Raw genomic sequence first — 16,230 nt, 5'->3', positions numbered from 1 at the left:
CAACTAGGTCGCACTTAAGCGCGTTTAGAGGCCGCTAAACGCGCATAACTGCGACTTACTTGGGTGACCAACCGCGTTGCTCGAGCGCCCGCCTCACCTTGGCCACTGCGGACCTCGCGCCGGTGGTCATGTGACGCTTGGAGATCCGGACCAGGATCCACCCTGCCCGGCTGAACTCCTCCTCACGGGCAATATCCCGCACGATCTGCTCGGCCTCCGAATGGCCCTCCCCGTCGTATTCGACCGCCACCCGCCACTCGCGATAAGTTACATCCGATTGACGCACGACGCCGGGACCCAACTCCGTGGGCACGTTGACTTCCGCAGTCGGTAGCCCCGCCCGGTCCAGTGCCAGCCGAAGCCGCGTTTCGGGGGCCGAGTCGGCGCCGACGCACGCCTGTTCCAAAGCAAGGCGGGCTTTGCGGATCCCCGGTGTTCCCCAGTGGCGATCCAACATTTCTTCCAGGTCATCCACCGTGCAGTAAGGCGCGCTGCGGCCCTCGAATTCCGGCCTCGGTATGCGCAGCAAGTGATCCGCCACCACAGTGATCTCGTCGATGTCCATTTTCCGCGCGCAGTCCAACCATGTTCGGGCTCTGCTCGTGATGTACAGGCCGTTGAGCGTGGTGATTTCGTCTTCAAAGAACTGGCCCCGGTGGCCAATGACGCCTCGGCGACGAGGAATTGCCATGGTGTGAAGGCGTGCGATGTGGATTCTTGGGTCGTTGCTGCCTGGCAAGAACGCCGGAAACCCCCACAACAAAAAGGCAGTCGCGTGGGACGCGGCTGAGAACGGAGTAACAAGGGTCACCGGACGAACGGTTTCAGCAAGGGCGCACGGAGCATCCGACTGAGGTATCCGAATCGCCCGGCTCGGTGAGACCAGGCTTCGGTGACTCAGCCGCCGTCGGGATACTCCCGCTGCAACGGCTTCCTGCCAGGTGAAAGGCAACGAAGCGAGTGATTCAGGAAGGGGTCGCGGAGTCTTCATGCCCCATGCTGACAAACTTCCCTATGGGCGTGCGGCGTTATCCACAGGCAGAGGACGTCAACCGGAATCTAAGTAGCAGCACTGCGCGTTTTGAGGGCGCAAAACGCGCTTAAATGCGACCTAGTTGGGAGAAGCGGCGAGGTCGGCCAGAGTCTGGACCAGCAGGCGGCGCTCCACTACCTTGATGCGCTCGTGGAGGGTTTCCTCGGTGTCATTCGGCAGCACGGATACTGCTTCCTGGGCAATGATGGGTCCAGTGTCCACGCCCGCATCTGCCCAGTGGACCGTGCAACCCGTGACCTTCACGCCGTAAGCCATGGCGTCGCGGACACCGTGGGCACCGGGGAAGGACGGCAGCAGCGCCGGGTGTGTGTTGACGTACTTGCCGTTGAAGGCTTCGATGAAGTCGGCGCTCACGATCCGCATGAATCCTGAAGACACCACCACGTCCGGGTTATAGGAAAGGACCTTGTCGCGGAGGGCGGCGTCCCATTCGGCGCGGGTTTCGAACGAGTTGAAGTTCACCACGAAGGTCTCAATGCCGGCCTCGTCCGAGCGCTCCACACCGTACGTATCGGGGCGGTCGGCGCCCACAGCGGCGATCTCAACATCCAGTTCACCCGACTTCACGGCGTCGATGACAGCCTGAAGATTGGAACCAGTACCGGACACGAGGACAACAATGCGCATTGCACTAGCTTATGGGCGGCTCGCGTAGGCTGGAAAACATGAATCCCGACGTCGGTCGCAAGCCGAGCCAGCAACCCCGCACCGCCGCGGAAAAGTCCGCCTTCGGCGTGACACAGATCCTGTTCCGCGCTTTCCTTTTGTCGGCTTTGGGATCGTTTTTCGTGTTCTCCCTGAACGTGAACTACGTGTGGTTGAGCGCCATCCTGACGATCGCCGGTTTGGTGCTCGGGATCGTGGTCCTGGTCCGGTCGGTGAAGTACAAGCACCCTCGGCTGGTGTTGTTCGGCACCATCTCGGGACTCGTGGTCTCGGCGATCATGTGCCTGCTGATTCTGACGTCTGTGCTCTTCTTCAAACAAGTCACCACTTATCAGGATTGCGCTCGCTCGGCGCTGACGGAATCCGCCAAGACACAGTGCCTCACGCAGCTTGAGGACTCGATGCCGGGCCCGGTCCGCTAAAGCGAGCCCAGCCAAGCGAGCCCAGCCCAACCAAAACCCGAGCCCAACCAAATGCCCGGCCGGCAACCTCAGGCGTGTTCGTCGTCGAACGCTACTTCGTCCAGGTTCGCCTCGCGCAGCTTCTGGCGGCGTTCCAGCCACGGCCCCACTGCGTAACCGATCACGACGCCGATGCCCACTTCGGCGGCCAGCCAGACTGCCGTCCACAATGGGTGGGGTCCGATTTCCGTGAGCCGGCCGATACCTGCTGAACCACGGGCGACCCATGCGAGCGCACCGCTCAGGACACCGGCGACAGCTCCAACGAACGCCCCCAGGAACAACGTGGACGCCGCGGCGGTGAACCAGCGGGCCTTGATCTTGATGGAGAGCCATTCGTCGAAGTGGTTTTCGCCTTCGCGGAGGAACCACCAGCCGGCCATGATCCCTGCAACTACGGGGAGGGCGAGAGCCATGGCCCCGGCGTCGAGTTGTCCGGCGGGAAGCCCACCGAAAACGGGGACGGCAGGCAGGGGTCCGACGGCGGTGCCCAGCGGCCCGGCATGCGAGCCGACGCCGAGCGAGAAGCCAGCCCCGGAGGACCAGGCCAAAGCGAAGACCACGAGGTTGGGAAGGAAACCGAGCTGCGCGATCGTGAGGACCGCCCCGCCCAGAGCGCCGGCTTGGAGGCCTTCGTAAACAGCGATGATGTCCGTCCAGTGCCACACGATGTCCACGGCCAACAAGACGGCGGCAAGGCAAACAGCGGCCATGGTCGCAACGAATCCGGCCTTCAGCGCTGAGCCGACGTAGGAGCCCGCCCACCGTGAGTGTTGGCTGGTCTTCGCGATCCAGGCGACGGCGTCCACACCGATAAGTCTGCTCCAGGAGCCTGCCTCACGCCGGGCGCCGACCACCAGGCCCAGTGCGAAGGAGATCAGTGGGATGGTCATGGCGAACCAGAGGTTGATGACCACCTCGGGGGTGCGGCACACGAATCCTGTCGCTGTCCCGAACGCGGCGTAAACAAGGCAGGCACCGAGGAACGCCTGCCACAGCTGGTCCGTGTAGGAAGCGCGGGCTAGTCGTCGTCCCGCCCGCCATGCAAGCAGGAACGGAATGAGCGTCAGGCCCAAGGGAATCAGCGAAAGAAGACCAGTTCCAGGCTGGCCGGCTGTGCCCACGTTGACCTGTGCCAAGGTCAGCGGAACACCGTGGATCAGCAGCCAGGCCTGCCCGGCCAGGCGCGCCAGGAAGTCCACGTTCCGGTTCTGGAATCCGTCGGTGGCCCACACTCCCACTAGGGGAAGCACAACAACGATGGCCGAAATGAAGGCTGCCTGTGCCGCTTCCAAACCGCCCTGTAGCCAAAGGGGCATCGGGAGGCCACGGTTTCCGGTCTGATCAGCGCGCAGTTTCATCGTGTCCTATCGTGCCACGGTAGGCAGCGCTCCCCCGGCAGGCGCCCTGTAATACCGCCAATTCCAGCGCTTTTTGCATGAACCGGCCGTAAAATGGGAGATGTTCGCAAAGGTGACTGGAGGACGACATGAGTACGTCTGCTTCACATGCACGCGGTGTCCATTTCGGACGGCAAGACATCCAGGTGGTAGGTCTGGGTGTGGGTGTCATCGTTGGGCTGGTGGGCATCCTGGGCTTCATTCCAGGCATCACCATGCAGTACCCGGAGCTGCAATTCTTCGGCCCGGACTCGCATGCGATGCTCTTTGGCGTATTCCAGGTATCCGTGCTGCTCAACCTCGTACAGATGGCCATCGGTGCGACGGGTTGGGCCATGTCCCGCACAGCACACGGCGCGAGGAACTTCCTGATGGGCTTCGGCGCCCTGTACATCGTGCTGAGCATCTATGGGCTGAGCGTCGGAGTCGATTCCGCAGCCAACTTCCTGTCGCTGAATTCTGTGGACAACTGGTCTCATATGGTGCTGGGCATCCTGATGATCGCCGCCGGTTGGATGTTTGCCCAGTACTTCACAGACGATAAAAAGGCCCGGAAATAATAGAAGCCGGGAACTAGGAGCGGCCAATGAACAGGTGTCACAACTAATAAACAGAAAGTCGTACTAGCAGCTGGTGCAGCCACCTACGGATTCTCTCCAAAGGTTGCACCAGCCTTCTTTGTTAAGGCTCGACGGCGGGTTGCCGCGTTACGGGGCAGGCTCCAGCCTGGCTGGGGGTCGTGGCACAAATGACGCACAAAAGTGCTGGACTTCCCTGCTGCAGCCCAACGAGACTGTGTACACGAACAGGCACATGGCCTATGGGGGTCAACGGATGAGGCCGGTTCACATCGTCTGAAGGGACAAGGTCAATGAACGACCTCTCGGCATTTTTCCCCTTGATCGCCGGCATCCTTGGCGTGGTTGTTGTCATCGGCTTCGTGTGGCTGGCAACCAAGGCGATGTGGAAGGTGGCGGAACCGAACGAGGCCCTGATCATTTCAGGGTTGACCCGTGGCACGCTCGAAAATACGGACGGCATGGATTTCAAGATCGTCACGGGCAAGGGCGCCTTGGTGGTTCCGGGACTGCAGACCGTGCGAACCCTGGCGCTGACGCTGAATGAGACGGAGCTCAAGGTTTCCTGTGTGACGTCCCAGGGCATCCAGGTGATTGTGGACGGCGTGGTGATCTACAAGATTGGCGACGCTCCCCCGTTCATCGCGAACGCTGCGCGAAGATTCCTGGGGCAGCAGCCGAAGATGGAGAGCCAGGTCTACAACGTGTTTGAAGGGCATCTCCGCTCGATCATCGGCAGCATGACTGTTGAGGAAATCATCCGCGAGCGCGACAAGCTCGCCTCACTCGTCCGCAGTGCCAGTGGCGTGGAGATGGAGAAGCTTGGCCTCGTGGTGGATTCGCTGCAGATCAAGGACCTGCAGGACCCCACGGGGTACATCCAGAACCTTGCCAAGCCGCACATTGCCCAGGTCAAGATGGAGGCCCGGATCGCTGAGGCCACACGCAACCGTGAGGCGGCTGAGAAGGAAGCGGAAGCTGCTGCACTGATTGCCGATGCCCAAAGCCTGTCCGCCATCAAGCAATCCGCTGCGCAGGCGAATGCTGAACAGGCCCGGGCCAACGCTGCTCAAGCCGGACCGTTGGCCGATGCTACTGCCCGGCAGCAGGTGGTGGTCCAGGAGACCGAGGTGGCAAAGCTCGAGGCCGACCGCGAAGAGCAGAAGTTGCAGACAACCATCCGCAAGCCTGCCGATGCCAAGGCCTACGCGCAGAGGACCGAGGCTGAAGCGAAGAAGGCCGCTGATATCAGTGCTGCCGAGGCCCTCGCGAAGCGCATCGAACTCGACGCGCAAGCCAACGCCCGGCGCGTTGAACTCGAGGCCCAAGCAAATGCTGGAGCTGCAGCGGCAATGGCAGGCGCAACCCGCGTGACAGGTGAAGCCGAGGCTGCTGCGACGACGGCCCGAGGAAATGCAGCAGCATCCGCAGTTAAGGCCAAGGCGTTGGCTGAGGCGGAAGGCATCAAGGCCCGCGGTGAAGCGTTGGAGACAAACCAGGAAGCCGTCATCAACCAGCAAATCGCCGAGAACATGCCCGCCATCGTTTCGGCTGCGGCAGAGCCTTTCTCGCGCATCGGTCAGCTGACGGTGCTCAACGGCGGCGACGGGCTGAACAGCATGGTGGGAGGAATCCTGTCCCAGGTTGGGAGCTTCCTGCCATCCCTGGCTTCGGCCTTGAAGGGGAACGGAGCCAACCGACCGACTGCGGCGCCCACCCGGCCCACGGCCGTGAAGTCCCCGCCGGCGAAGGCGTCAGATGCGGCGTCAGATGCATAGAGAGGTCAATCGAAGCCTCACCGGCAAGATCGGCAGGGTGACCGGGACCATCGCCCCGGGCACTATCGGCGAAGTCATGCTCCCCTTCCATGGCGGTACCAGCGCATTTTTTGCCTACCCATTCGACAAGACCAGCGTCTTTCCTGTGGGCGAGAAGGTACTGGTGATCTATTTCGAGCCGCCCCAGACCGTCTACGTCGACGAGCTTCCGGATGTACTTCGGGAATCCTGACGTGGGGACTGGGCCGACAATGCAAAATACTAGGGCTGCGGTCCGTAGATGAATTCCTTGGCGTGATGGACTGCCTTCTTGAAGGCGTCGTTACGCAACGAGACCTGCTCTTTGCTCCCACCCTTTCCGGGTTCGATGAACGTAGTTGGCCCTGGGCGGAGGATCCAAATATCCCCGGCCGGCGGAAGGTAGAAGACGCCGAAGGACCGATGTTCGGGATCGTCCGTCCAAATGGGAACCACGGCCACAGCCGCACCAGTATCAACATTGATCCATTGAGCGCGCGGCATGGGCTGCTCGTGGACTTCCGGGTCCAGGAACGGCGCGGTGCCCTTTCCCCAACGATTCTCGAATCGCTCGTAGAACGCGGGCATCAGATGGCTGTCGTACGAGCGCCAGGCACTCATAAGTATCTCCTTCGGGCTTTGGGCGAGGGGTATCCGGGGTTCGTCCCGGGCAGTGGTTCCCAGTGGACCGGGCCGAACACGAGAGGCTGCTGATCCTTTTGACTGGCAGCGGGAGTAGCCGGCGTCTTGTGGACGCGGACCTTTACCGGCTTCCCGGTGGAACCGCTGGGCCCTGACGAGCCGGCCGACGAGCTACCCGCTCTCCGGCTGTGGTCGTACGCACTCCGCTTCGCCGGATCCGAGAGCACAACATACGCCTGCATGATGGCGTGCAGTTTCTGGAGGTCGGCCGCCTTGGTGGTGTCGCCGTCGTCGGCCTTTTTGCGGGTATCGGGGTGGTGCGTGCGGAGCAGCGAGCGGTAGGCGTGGGTGATTTCACGGGCTGTCGCGCCGGGAGCCACGTTCAAGATCGCGTAGTAGTCGGGTTGTTTGGTGCTCACTGCTGGTTCCGGATAAGTGCTGCGGATTTGGCGATGGCCCCCGGCATGGGCCGGGGGCCATCAATCGGGAGACAACGTCGGGGACCGCGTTTCATCTGCACGACAAGTGCTGTGGCGTGGCGCGAAGCCTGCGCCCATCTGTTCCGATGCGGTCGGTCTGAAGCTCCCGGCCTGACGCCCCGCTGGTCAGCCACCCCCGGGTGGAGCTCCAACGGGGCAGCTTTGGTTAGGCGTTGATCTCCTGCCGTTGGCTATTGGAAGAAATCTCGATACGCCGCGGCTTTGCCTTCTCGGCGACGGGGATGCGGAGTGTCAGCACACCTGCGTCGTAGCTGGCCTGGATGCCTTCGGTGTCCAGGGTGTCACCCAGAATGAGCTGCCGGCTGAAGACGCCTTGCGGGCGTTCGGCGGCAATCATCTCGGTGTTCTCGCCCGCAGGCGACTTACGTTCTGCCTTAACCGTCAGGACGTTGCTTTCGACGTCCAGTTCCACCGAATCAGGCGTGACGCCCGGCAGATCGAAGGCAACAATGAATTGCCCGTCCTCCTGCCAAGCATCCATCGGCATGCCGGCAGGCCTTGCTGTTGTGCCAAAAACCTGTTGGGCGAGCCTGTCGAATTCGCGGAACGGGTCTGTGCGCATCAGCATTTGGTTCTCACTCCTTCAGATCTTGATGCGGTTTTGTTGTTCTGCCAGCCTTCCAGATCTGTGTTGGCTGGTATAGATTTTTTATAGCACTGGTGAGAGAGTGGTGCAAGAGGTTTTTTCAAAGATTTTTTGAGAGGTTTGCATGGCTGGCGATGGTGACACCGAGCGTCTGGATCACGACGGCGGTACGCCCGCGGAGGCGGACGGCGCTGCCGCACGTGACGCTGCGGACCGGGACGGTCGTGGCGTCTACGCCATTTCCGTTGCGGCCGAACTGGTAGGCACCGGGCAGCAAAACATTCGGCAGTACGAGCGCAAAGGGCTCCTCACTCCTGAAAGGACCGACGGCGGCACTCGCCGCTACAGCGAACAGGACCTTGAGACCCTCCGGAGGATTGGCGCGCTCCTGGACGAAGGCCTGAACCTGGCCGGGGTGAAGCGCGTGCTGGAGCTGGAGGCCGCAAACCGGGGACTGACGGAGGACAACCGGGGCCTGGCCGACGACAATCGCGAGCTCCGGGCGGACAACCGCGGGCTACGGAAGGATCTGAAGCGGGCGCGGGGTGGGCAGGCTGGATAGGCGCAACCTATCCGCCCTATTCCAAGGCGTAAGCCCTATCAACACCCCCGTGCAATCAAAGGGTCTTCCGACGTCCGGACCACTTGCACACGTAACAAAGCGTGGCTCAGCGCGGGTTCCCATAATCCTAGGAAGACCGCAGATATGGTGATCCTCAGCGGAAAAGTTGCCAATGATATGACTGATTCGCGGTGACTCTGTCGTCGGCAGACGGTGTTGGTTCGAGACCAGGGCAGAGTGCGGAGATCACTCCAACTCGCATCTAAAGAAGGAAGAGCAATGCGTAAAGCACTCATGGGGGCTTCCCTTATTCTCGGGATCACGATGGCGCTCACCGCCTGCGGTGGCGCCATCGCAAGAAACACCCCATCAGAATCGGCCAAAGCGTCCGACGAGCCGGTCACCGCTCCAACTGCCACACCAGTAGCCACTCCCAAGTCCACGCCCTCGCCGACAGGCAACGCCAAGTCTGCACGTGGCAATTTCATCGCTGGTCTCGGCGACATTGGAACGTTCAGCAACCAGAGCAGCAAGAAGGTCACTACCAAATTCACTGTGGACAGCATCCTCGACACAGTCTGCACTGAGCCGTATTCCCGGCCTGCGGAGAATGGCCGGATTATCGCCGTTGCCATGACCGTAGAGACCACCCCGGAACTCGCACAAGATTCCTTCCCAAAGCACTTGGTGTCCGCGCACGATTTCAAGTTCATTGCAGCCAATGGCACGACCTTCAACGGTAGTCTGGGCACCACGGCAACATACTCTTGCATCGACGATGCACTTGAATTCCCGAGCGGTGGCATGGGACCCGCTGAAAAGGTGTCGGCCAGCGTTGTACTCGACCTTCCACCGGGTGCCGGCACCCTCGTTTACACGGGCGGCGCATACACCGGCCCGTTCTTTGAGTACCCCATCAGCTAGCGATTTCCATTGAGCGGCCGGTTCCAGAATTAGTCTGGGACCGGCCGCATTTTTAAGGGCTCAGTGTCAGAAACTCGCCTCGCATGAAGTGTGGATCTTTCCTATTTATCGACGTTCGCCTAAAGAATCGCTGTCATCCCGTTCCACCCAGTCCCAACACGGGAAGCCGAAGGCCACCAGGATCCGCCTTGCCCCGAGTACAGCCACAGCTCTCCGGCGCCGTTTCGGGCCAGGATATCCGCGCGCCCGTCGCCGTCGAAGTCTCCGGGTCCAACCAGGGAGTTCATGACGTTCCAGCCTTGCCCGATTGCCTGTCGCGGCAGCCAGCTGCCGTAACCGTTGGGTGGGTAGAGCCACAGTGCACCGGCGCCGTCGCGGGCAGCGATGTCGGACAGGCCGTCCCCGTTGAAGTCGCCGACGCCAGTGATCTCGGACATGTCCGACCACCCTGAACCGACCCACATCCTGGGTAACCAGCCGCCGCTGCCATCTCCCCGATAAACCCAAAGGGCACCTCCGCGGTCGCGCGCTGCAACGTCTACAAACCCCTCGCCGTGGAAGTCAATCCCTTCGATCGCGCTCATGCCTTCCCAGCCACTGCCGACCTGTACCCGCGGTTTCCAGCCTGCTGAACCGTTGCCCGGATACAGCCAGAGGAGGCCCCCTCCATCACGGGCAAGCACATCAGCGTGGTCATCGCCGTTGAAGTCGCCCGGAGCAACCAGTGCCGTCATGACGTTCCACCCCTGCCCGACCTGGAGGCGAGGCAGCCACCCACCCGCGCCGTTACCGGGGTAAAGCCACAGCACGCCGGAAGCTTCCCGAGCCAAAATGTCAGCAAAGCCATCGCCGTTGAAGTCATTCTTAACAGGAGCCGGCACCGTCCCATCGATCACCGACACGGAGTCGCTGCCATTGTTAGCCACGTACGCCTTTCCCGTAGACGGGTTCGCAGCCGCTGAAACCGGGTTCTGCCCCGTGAAGACCGCCGAGACGCTGTTGTCGGCGCCATCGATGACGGTGGTTCCCCGGCCGGACATAGGGACGTAGATCTTGTTGCTCGTTTGATCCACCACTATGTCGCTGACAAGCGATGGGGTGATGATCTGCACAATCTCAGTCAGGGTGGCCCCATCAATGACTTTGACGTAGCCGTCCGTGGAGTTGCTGTCTGCAGCCACGTAGATCCTATTGGTGGCCGGGTTGACGGCTAACATCCCCACTTTGCTGGAAGATTCGATCTTATCCGTGGTTTTGTCGGTTGCGCCGTCAATCACGCCAACTCCGGCACCGTACCTTCCCAGCGTGGTGTAGTAGATCTTGTTGGTTGCCTGGTTGACTGCGAGGGCGCGAATGAACCCAGCGCCGATGATAATGTCGCCGGTAACGCTGCCAGCAGCGTCGATGACTCTGATAGTTCCGCTGGAGTTTACGTAGACCTTGTTCGTGACGGGGTTGACCACGATGTCCTGTGCACCTCCCGAGAGAGGAACAGTGGAAATTGCGTTCGTAACACCGTCGATGATGGCAACGCCGGAAGCGATACCGACGTAGATCTTGTTGCTCGTTTCGTTCACAGCCACCACGCCAGCCCCGGAGCCCACGGGCAAAGACGTTACGGCGTGCGTCACGCCGTCAACCACTGCAACGGACCCACCAATCTCGCTGACGTAGATCTTGTTGGTCGCAGTGTTCACAGCAACGTCCACGGGCATGTCTCCCGAATACAAGACGTCTCCGCCAGAAGCTCCATTGATGACGAACACGCCCTCAAACGTGGCAACATACGCCTGGTTCGTCAGAGGGTTTACGGCAATTTTCCCAGGCTGGTCCCCCACAGGAACAACATTCGTCACCGCATCTGCAACAGCCGGCGAGACGGTCGTTGTCAATGGACCAAGCGTTCCCAGCAACAAAGCCAGGCCCAATCCGACGGCGACTGTCCGCGCCGCCGCCCGGCGCCGGCGTCGTACGCTTACTCCCCCAAGCGCGCGCGAATCATCAATAACAGCACCCATTTTGAACCCCCAAAGTCGAGACGCGGCAGCGCGTCATTGAACGGGAGTCTACCGGGCGGCTCCGACAAACAGGACACCCTCCTGTTAACCAACTCTTCCTCCACAGGCCACCCGTTCGAACCCGCAAAGCCAACCGCCCCGACCACCGTTGAAGGCGTGAGGATCGCAATCGTCGCCGAATCATTCCTGCCACTGATGAATGGGGTAACCCATTCCATCCTGCGGGTGCTGGAGCATCTGCAGGAGCGCGGGGACGAGGTGATGGTGATCGCGCCGTCGACGTCGGACACTGATGTTTCGAGCGTCGTCAAAGGTGCGTATGTGCACAGGCTTCCGTCCGTGCCGCTGGCGGGTTACACGAATGTGCGGGTTGCTTTGGGTGGTGTGAATCGGGTCAAGCGAATCCTTGCCGATTTCGCCCCCGACGTCGTTCATCTCGCCTCGCCATTCGTGCTGGGCTGGCGGGCTGTGCAGGCTGCCGATCAACTCGGCATCCCGACGGTCGCGATCTACCAGACCGAGGTTCCCAGCTACGCCGCCCGCTACGGGGTGCCGTTCCTGGAGAACTGGGCGTGGAACCGTGTGGACAACATCCATCTCCTGGCCACCCGGACCCTCGTGCCGTCCACGTTCGCGCTGAACCAGTTGCGCGGCCGCGGCATCCTGCGAGTGGATATGTGGCGCCGCGGCGTGGATACCGCGCGCTTCAACCCTGCGAAACGTTCGACGGCGTGGCGCAGATCGGTAGCGCCGCAGGGTCAGCGGATCATCGGCTACGTCGGCCGCCTCGCCGTGGAAAAGCAGGTGGAAGACCTCGCCGTGCTGGCGGACCTGCCGGATACCAAGCTGGTGATCGTTGGTGATGGCCCGCAACGGGAGGCACTCCAAGCGGCCCTGCCGAGCGCCCACTTTGCTGGTTTCCTCGGTGGGGATTCGTTGGCGCAGGCTGTGGCGGGCTTCGATCTCTTCGTCCATCCCGGCGAGTTCGAGACCTTCTGCCAGACCATCCAGGAAGCCATGGCTTCGGGCGTTCCTGTGGTCGCGACCGGCCGCGGCGGCCCCTTGGACCTCGTGGAAAACTCGCGCACCGGTTGGCTGTACGAGCCGGGGAACCTCGCTCAACTGCGCAGCTACGTTCAGGACCTGATGGGCGACGACGCCAAGCGCCGCGCGTTCGCTGCGGCTGCAACCGCTTCGGTCCAAGGCCGGACGTGGCCCGTGCTCAGCGCCGATCTGGTGCGGCATTACAACGAAGTTGTCGCCGGCATTCCCAGCGAAGCCGGCCCCACCGAATTGACCTCAAGCAAAGGACCCTCGGCATGAAAATATCCGTGATCGGCTGCGGCTACCTCGGCGCAGTCCACGCCGCAACACTCGCGTCCATGGGCCACACCGTAGTGGGCATCGACGTCGACGCCCACAAGGTTGAGCAGCTCAACAAGGCGCTGGCTCCCTTCCACGAACCTGGCCTGGACGAACTTCTCAGTGATGGACGCACCACGGGCCGGCTGAAGTTCACCGCTGACTTCTCAGCGGCAGCCGACGCCAAAGTTCATTTCCTCTGCGTGGGCACGCCGCAGTCCAAGACCTCTGACACGGCCGATCTCTCCTACCTGATGAGCGCCACGAAGAGCCTCCTGCCCCACTTGGCCAAGAGTGCCGCCGTCGTGGGTAAATCAACGGTGCCGGTAGGCACTGTGGAGACGCTGCGCGCGGTCCTGGCCCGACGCTCGGACGTCCTGCTCGGCTGGAACCCGGAGTTCCTGCGTCAAGGCACAGCCGTCAAGGATTCTTTGGTTCCTGATCGCCTGGTTTACGGCGTTCCCGGTGGCAAGGGCGCCGCCGCCGGGGCTCCGGTGACCGCCGTTCTGGACGCGGTGTACGAGCCCCTGATCAGCGCGGGTATCCCTCGATTGGTCTGCAACTTTGCGACGGCGGAGCTGATCAAATCGGCGTCGAACGCGTTCCTGGCCACGAAGGTCAGCTTCATCAACGCGATGGCAGAACTGTGCGATGCCTCGGGTGCTGACGTCAGCGAGCTCAGCGAAGCGATGGGTTTGGACCCGCGTATCGGCAACCGGTACCTGCATGCCGGGCTTGGATTCGGCGGCGGGTGCCTGCCCAAGGACATCCGTTCGTTCCGCGCCCAGTCGCGCGAGCTTTCCGTACCGTCCGTGGACCGATGGATGGCCTTGGTGGACAGCATCAACCTGGACCAGCGTAGCCGAGCAGTGGATGTGGCAAGGGAAATGTGCCGCGGTTTCCTGTCCGGCAGAACGGTGACGATCCTCGGCGCAGCATTCAAACCGGACACCGACGACATCCGCGACTCCCCGGCCCTGGACGTCGCGCAGCAGCTCGCATCTGCCGGCGCACATATAACCGTGACCGATCCCAAAGCCATCAACAACGCCTGGATCCGCTACCCGCAGATCCGTTTCGAGGCCTCAACCAAGCGTGCCCTTGAGGGTGCTGAGCTGGTGCTTCTGCTCACCGAATGGGACGAATACGTGTCCCTCTCGCCGTCGTTTGCGGGCTCGCTGGTGCGACGCCGGATGGTGCTGGACGCCCGGAACGTACTGGACGCCGAGGCTTGGCGAAGTGCGGGGTGGACCGTCCGCGGGTTGGGGACAGGGGCGTCGGTGGTGGCGGAGGAAATGTTCCTCTAGCTGGCCGGTACTTCCGGGAACATCACGACAAGTGCTGCCGTTATCCACATTGTAAGAAACCTTTTTCCTTACAAGGAGGTAGGGCAATGAGGTGGCGTGGCCGGGTAACCCCCGAAGGCCTTGTTGATCTCAAAGCGGGTGCTGGGCAGAGTATCAAAGACCCCTCGCACCCATGGAGCAGGTATGTGGCGCTTGGTGATTCCTTCACCGAAGGGATTGGGGATCCGGAACCAGGAAGCGTCGGAGGGCTGCGCGGCTGGGCTGACCGTGTTGCCGAAGAGCTGGCAGCCGACCATCCGGATTTTGCCTATGCCAACCTGGCCGTGCGGGGTTTGCTGCTGCAGCAGATCCTCGACCAGCAGGTCGGACGGGCGCTAACCCTGAAGCCGGATCTGATCACCTTGTCTGCAGGCGGGAACGACATGGTTTTCCACGGCAGTGATCCGGACAAGCTGGCCGGCAAACTTGAGACCGGCGTGAGCCTCTTGGCTGAGACAGGCGCAACGATTGTTTTGTTCACGGGACCGGACTGGGCGTCCACCCCTGTGCTGGGGCGCAACCGGGGCAAAGTGGCCATCTTTAACGAGAACGTACACGCTATTGCTGCCCGCCACGGCACACTCATCACAGATCTTTGGGCGCTGAGGCAACTCCGGGATCCGAGGATGTGGGACCCTGACCGGCTGCATCTCTCCCCACTGGGTCATCACACCGTGGCCATCGCCGTGCTGGAGACGCTCAATGTGCCGCATAGCCTGAAGCCGCTGGAACCCAAAGAGCTGCCCGAACGCAGCTGGCGTCAAGCCAGAGCTGGTGACCTCGCATGGGCAAAGGCGTACTTCGTTCCCTGGGTGTTCAAGCAGCTTCGTCCGCACGGTCCTGGAGAGGAACGCCGGGCGAAACGACCGTCTGCAGGCCCTGTGTTCGAAAGCGAGAACGCTTCAGGAGTGTCCGCGGCCATGGTGGAGGGATAGCCTTTTGCAGCCTCCTCGGAGGCTTGATCCGGCAAGATTCATGAGCCAAGGAGCGTCTTAACAACGTTGCGTGTTCGGCGTATTTTATTTGTGTAGATCCGATTAAGGCCCCGCCCGGGGTCGGTCCGCGGGGCCTGGTAACAAGCAGGAGGCACCACGATGAGCAATCTACTTCGTTGGTCGGCCAGCGACATTGCCGATCCTGTCCGTCGGTTCCTTGAAGGAGAGACCGGCTCCTGGCTCCGGGTGGAGGAATACCGGGACGGTGGATCGATGGTAGTCAAAGCCGAGGTTCCTGGCATCAATCCTGAAAAGGACGTCGATATCACTCTGTCTGGTGACGAACTTCAGATCAATGTGCGCCATGAGGAAAAGTCCGAGCACAAGGATAAGAGGGGGTACCGCTCAGAATTCCGCTACGGCACTTTTTCCCGAACAGTGAAACTTCCGATGGCGGTTTCCGAACAAGACGTCAATGCCTCCTATACAGATGGCGTCCTCGAAGTGCGGATTCCGATGCCGGAGCAATCGGAGAAACAGTCACGGAAGATACCCATCACGCGGGGCGCTTCTTCGGGCGCCGGCACCAATACCAGCTCGGCTCCCACCGAAACCCGTTAGTCCGTAGCCTGGTGCGTACACCGGGCAAGATCCTCTATTGGTAATTCAATCTTCGGGAGCTCACGGTGGACACCGGAGTGATGACGGCTTATATCGCCGGTTATCTCATAACGGCAATCACGGTGTTCATTTTTTGCCTGCCAGCCATAGTGCTGTTTGTGATTCTGTTGCTGGCAGCCGGGGTTCTTCGGGTGGTGGTGTGGCCACTGGAACTGCTGATCCGGAAACTGCGCCGGCACCCGAAGGAAACCCAAACTGACCCATCGTGGTTGTTGGGCTCAGGTTAGGAGCCATACAGGTCTATTAGCGAGTCCGTTAATGAGAAGGAGGAAAACGATGAACATCGGACAGGAGCCGGAATCGCCTCGTGAAGTGCCGGAGGCCGATGCCCTTGAGCAACAAACGCCCGTCCTCCCGGAGGTTTCCGAGGAGTTCGAACTAACGAAACCGCTACCCGATGATGCCCCTGAGGCCGATGTTCTGGAGCAGCGGACAGATGTGCTTCCTGGCGGTTCAGCGTTTACGCGGCTCGAAGGCGTCTCTGAAGCAGAGGCTGCGGAAGCAGACTATATCGAGCAGGCCCTGGCGCCCTCCTTCGAAGAGGATGACGACTACCGCGAGGACAACGAGGAGGTCGGCTAGAAGCAGTCCCCCACCCCGTGCGATAAGTCATAGAAGACTTCTCCTGTTGGGGCCCATGTGACCGGTGTTACTGTCGCTCCACGCGCCTTTCGCATGGGCGCACTCTAAGGGGGCAACACATTGCACGCACAACTTTC

19 protein-coding genes are annotated in these 16,230 nt (G+C 61.5%); 12 read left to right on the top strand and 7 right to left on the bottom strand.

The window, feature by feature from the left end:
- Window positions 1-55 precede the first annotated feature (55 nt).
- Entirely contained in the window at window positions 56-691 is a 636-nt protein-coding gene (locus AC6I99_RS06290) for an endonuclease domain-containing protein (protein ID WP_497945850.1), read from the bottom strand.
- A 420-nt stretch (window positions 692-1,111) separates the two neighbouring features.
- Entirely contained in the window at window positions 1,112-1,681 is a 570-nt protein-coding gene (purN, locus tag AC6I99_RS06285) for a phosphoribosylglycinamide formyltransferase (RefSeq protein ID WP_224166759.1), read from the bottom strand.
- An 11-nt stretch (window positions 1,682-1,692) separates the two neighbouring features.
- Between purN and AC6I99_RS06280 the strand changes: the two genes are divergently transcribed.
- On the top strand, window positions 1,693-2,142 hold the full coding sequence (locus tag AC6I99_RS06280) for a hypothetical protein (RefSeq protein WP_309927383.1): 450 nt from the start codon (window positions 1,693-1,695) through the stop codon (window positions 2,140-2,142).
- Window positions 2,143-2,210: 68 nt separating this feature from the next.
- Here the strand turns inward: AC6I99_RS06280 and AC6I99_RS06275 are convergent, their stop codons facing one another.
- On the bottom strand, window positions 2,211-3,542 hold the full coding sequence (locus AC6I99_RS06275; protein WP_224091470.1) for a cell division protein PerM: 1,332 nt from the start codon (window positions 3,540-3,542) through the stop codon (window positions 2,211-2,213).
- Between the two features lie 128 nt (window positions 3,543-3,670).
- On the opposite strand from AC6I99_RS06275, the gene AC6I99_RS06270 reads away from it, so the two are divergent.
- The 3 genes from AC6I99_RS06270 (at window position 3,671) to AC6I99_RS06260 (ending at window position 6,169) form a co-directional block, all read left to right on the top strand.
- A complete protein-coding gene (locus tag AC6I99_RS06270; RefSeq protein WP_497945855.1) occupies window positions 3,671-4,141 on the top strand; it encodes a DUF4383 domain-containing protein in 471 nt (156 codons plus the stop codon).
- Between the two features lie 311 nt (window positions 4,142-4,452).
- Window positions 4,453-5,937 carry a flotillin family protein gene (locus AC6I99_RS06265; protein WP_224091468.1) on the top strand — a complete coding sequence of 495 codons (1,485 nt, stop codon included), beginning with the start codon at window positions 4,453-4,455 and terminating at the stop codon, window positions 5,935-5,937.
- Between the two features lie 37 nt (window positions 5,938-5,974).
- On the top strand, window positions 5,975-6,169 hold the full coding sequence (locus tag AC6I99_RS06260) for an NfeD C-terminal domain-containing protein (protein WP_487345393.1): 195 nt from the start codon (window positions 5,975-5,977) through the stop codon (window positions 6,167-6,169).
- Between the two features lie 29 nt (window positions 6,170-6,198).
- On the opposite strand, the gene AC6I99_RS06255 is transcribed toward AC6I99_RS06260, so the two are convergent.
- The 3 genes from AC6I99_RS06255 to AC6I99_RS06245 all read right to left on the bottom strand — a co-directional run bounded on the left by AC6I99_RS06255 (window position 6,199) and on the right by AC6I99_RS06245 (window position 7,665).
- Complete coding sequence (locus tag AC6I99_RS06255; protein ID WP_224091464.1) at window positions 6,199-6,576, bottom strand: hypothetical protein; 378 nt, start codon at window positions 6,574-6,576, stop codon at window positions 6,199-6,201.
- The gene (locus AC6I99_RS06250) at window positions 6,573-7,016 is read right to left on the bottom strand and encodes a J domain-containing protein (protein WP_309927373.1); all 444 of its coding nucleotides are present in this window, start codon (window positions 7,014-7,016) and stop codon (window positions 6,573-6,575) included. Before AC6I99_RS06250 ends, AC6I99_RS06255 begins: the two co-directional genes overlap by 4 nt.
- A 226-nt stretch (window positions 7,017-7,242) precedes the next feature.
- Window positions 7,243-7,665, bottom strand: a complete 423-nt coding sequence (locus tag AC6I99_RS06245) for an Hsp20/alpha crystallin family protein (RefSeq protein WP_224091460.1) — start codon at window positions 7,663-7,665, stop codon at window positions 7,243-7,245.
- A gap of 142 nt (window positions 7,666-7,807) precedes the next feature.
- Here AC6I99_RS06245 and AC6I99_RS06240 point away from each other — a divergent pair, with 142 nt between their 5' ends.
- Together AC6I99_RS06240 and AC6I99_RS06235 are read left to right on the top strand one after the other, a co-directional pair.
- Window positions 7,808-8,245: a MerR family transcriptional regulator gene (locus AC6I99_RS06240; protein WP_309927371.1), complete on the top strand. Its 438-nt coding sequence runs from the start codon at window positions 7,808-7,810 to the stop codon at window positions 8,243-8,245.
- A gap of 279 nt (window positions 8,246-8,524) precedes the next feature.
- Complete coding sequence (locus tag AC6I99_RS06235) at window positions 8,525-9,169, top strand: hypothetical protein (protein ID WP_309927369.1); 645 nt, start codon at window positions 8,525-8,527, stop codon at window positions 9,167-9,169.
- A 119-nt stretch (window positions 9,170-9,288) separates the two neighbouring features.
- Here the strand turns inward: AC6I99_RS06235 and AC6I99_RS06230 are convergent, their stop codons facing one another.
- Entirely contained in the window at window positions 9,289-11,061 is a 1,773-nt protein-coding gene (locus AC6I99_RS06230; protein WP_497945861.1) for an FG-GAP-like repeat-containing protein, read from the bottom strand.
- A gap of 282 nt (window positions 11,062-11,343) precedes the next feature.
- Between AC6I99_RS06230 and AC6I99_RS06225 the strand changes: the two genes are divergently transcribed.
- The 6 genes from AC6I99_RS06225 to AC6I99_RS06200 all read left to right on the top strand — a co-directional run bounded on the left by AC6I99_RS06225 (window position 11,344) and on the right by AC6I99_RS06200 (window position 16,093).
- Window positions 11,344-12,510, top strand: coding sequence for a glycosyltransferase family 4 protein (locus AC6I99_RS06225; protein ID WP_309927365.1), 1,167 nt, complete (start codon window positions 11,344-11,346; stop codon window positions 12,508-12,510).
- Window positions 12,507-13,856, top strand: a complete 1,350-nt coding sequence (locus AC6I99_RS06220) for a UDP-glucose dehydrogenase family protein (RefSeq protein WP_497945865.1) — start codon at window positions 12,507-12,509, stop codon at window positions 13,854-13,856. Before AC6I99_RS06225 ends, AC6I99_RS06220 begins: the two co-directional genes overlap by 4 nt.
- Window positions 13,857-13,942: 86 nt before the next feature.
- A complete protein-coding gene (locus AC6I99_RS06215; RefSeq protein ID WP_497945867.1) occupies window positions 13,943-14,830 on the top strand; it encodes an SGNH/GDSL hydrolase family protein in 888 nt (295 codons plus the stop codon).
- 159 nt (window positions 14,831-14,989) lie between these two features.
- Complete coding sequence (locus tag AC6I99_RS06210; RefSeq protein ID WP_224091446.1) at window positions 14,990-15,451, top strand: Hsp20/alpha crystallin family protein; 462 nt, start codon at window positions 14,990-14,992, stop codon at window positions 15,449-15,451.
- Window positions 15,452-15,516: 65 nt separating this feature from the next.
- Window positions 15,517-15,738: a hypothetical protein gene (locus AC6I99_RS06205; protein WP_497945873.1), complete on the top strand. Its 222-nt coding sequence runs from the start codon at window positions 15,517-15,519 to the stop codon at window positions 15,736-15,738.
- A gap of 49 nt (window positions 15,739-15,787) precedes the next feature.
- The gene (locus tag AC6I99_RS06200) at window positions 15,788-16,093 is read left to right on the top strand and encodes an Rv3202a family protein (RefSeq protein WP_497945875.1); all 306 of its coding nucleotides are present in this window, start codon (window positions 15,788-15,790) and stop codon (window positions 16,091-16,093) included.
- Window positions 16,094-16,230 lie beyond the last annotated feature (137 nt).

This window comes from Arthrobacter sp. TmtSoilC77 (assembly GCF_059739415.1).
This window is presented reverse-complemented; position numbering and strand designations above follow the sequence as displayed.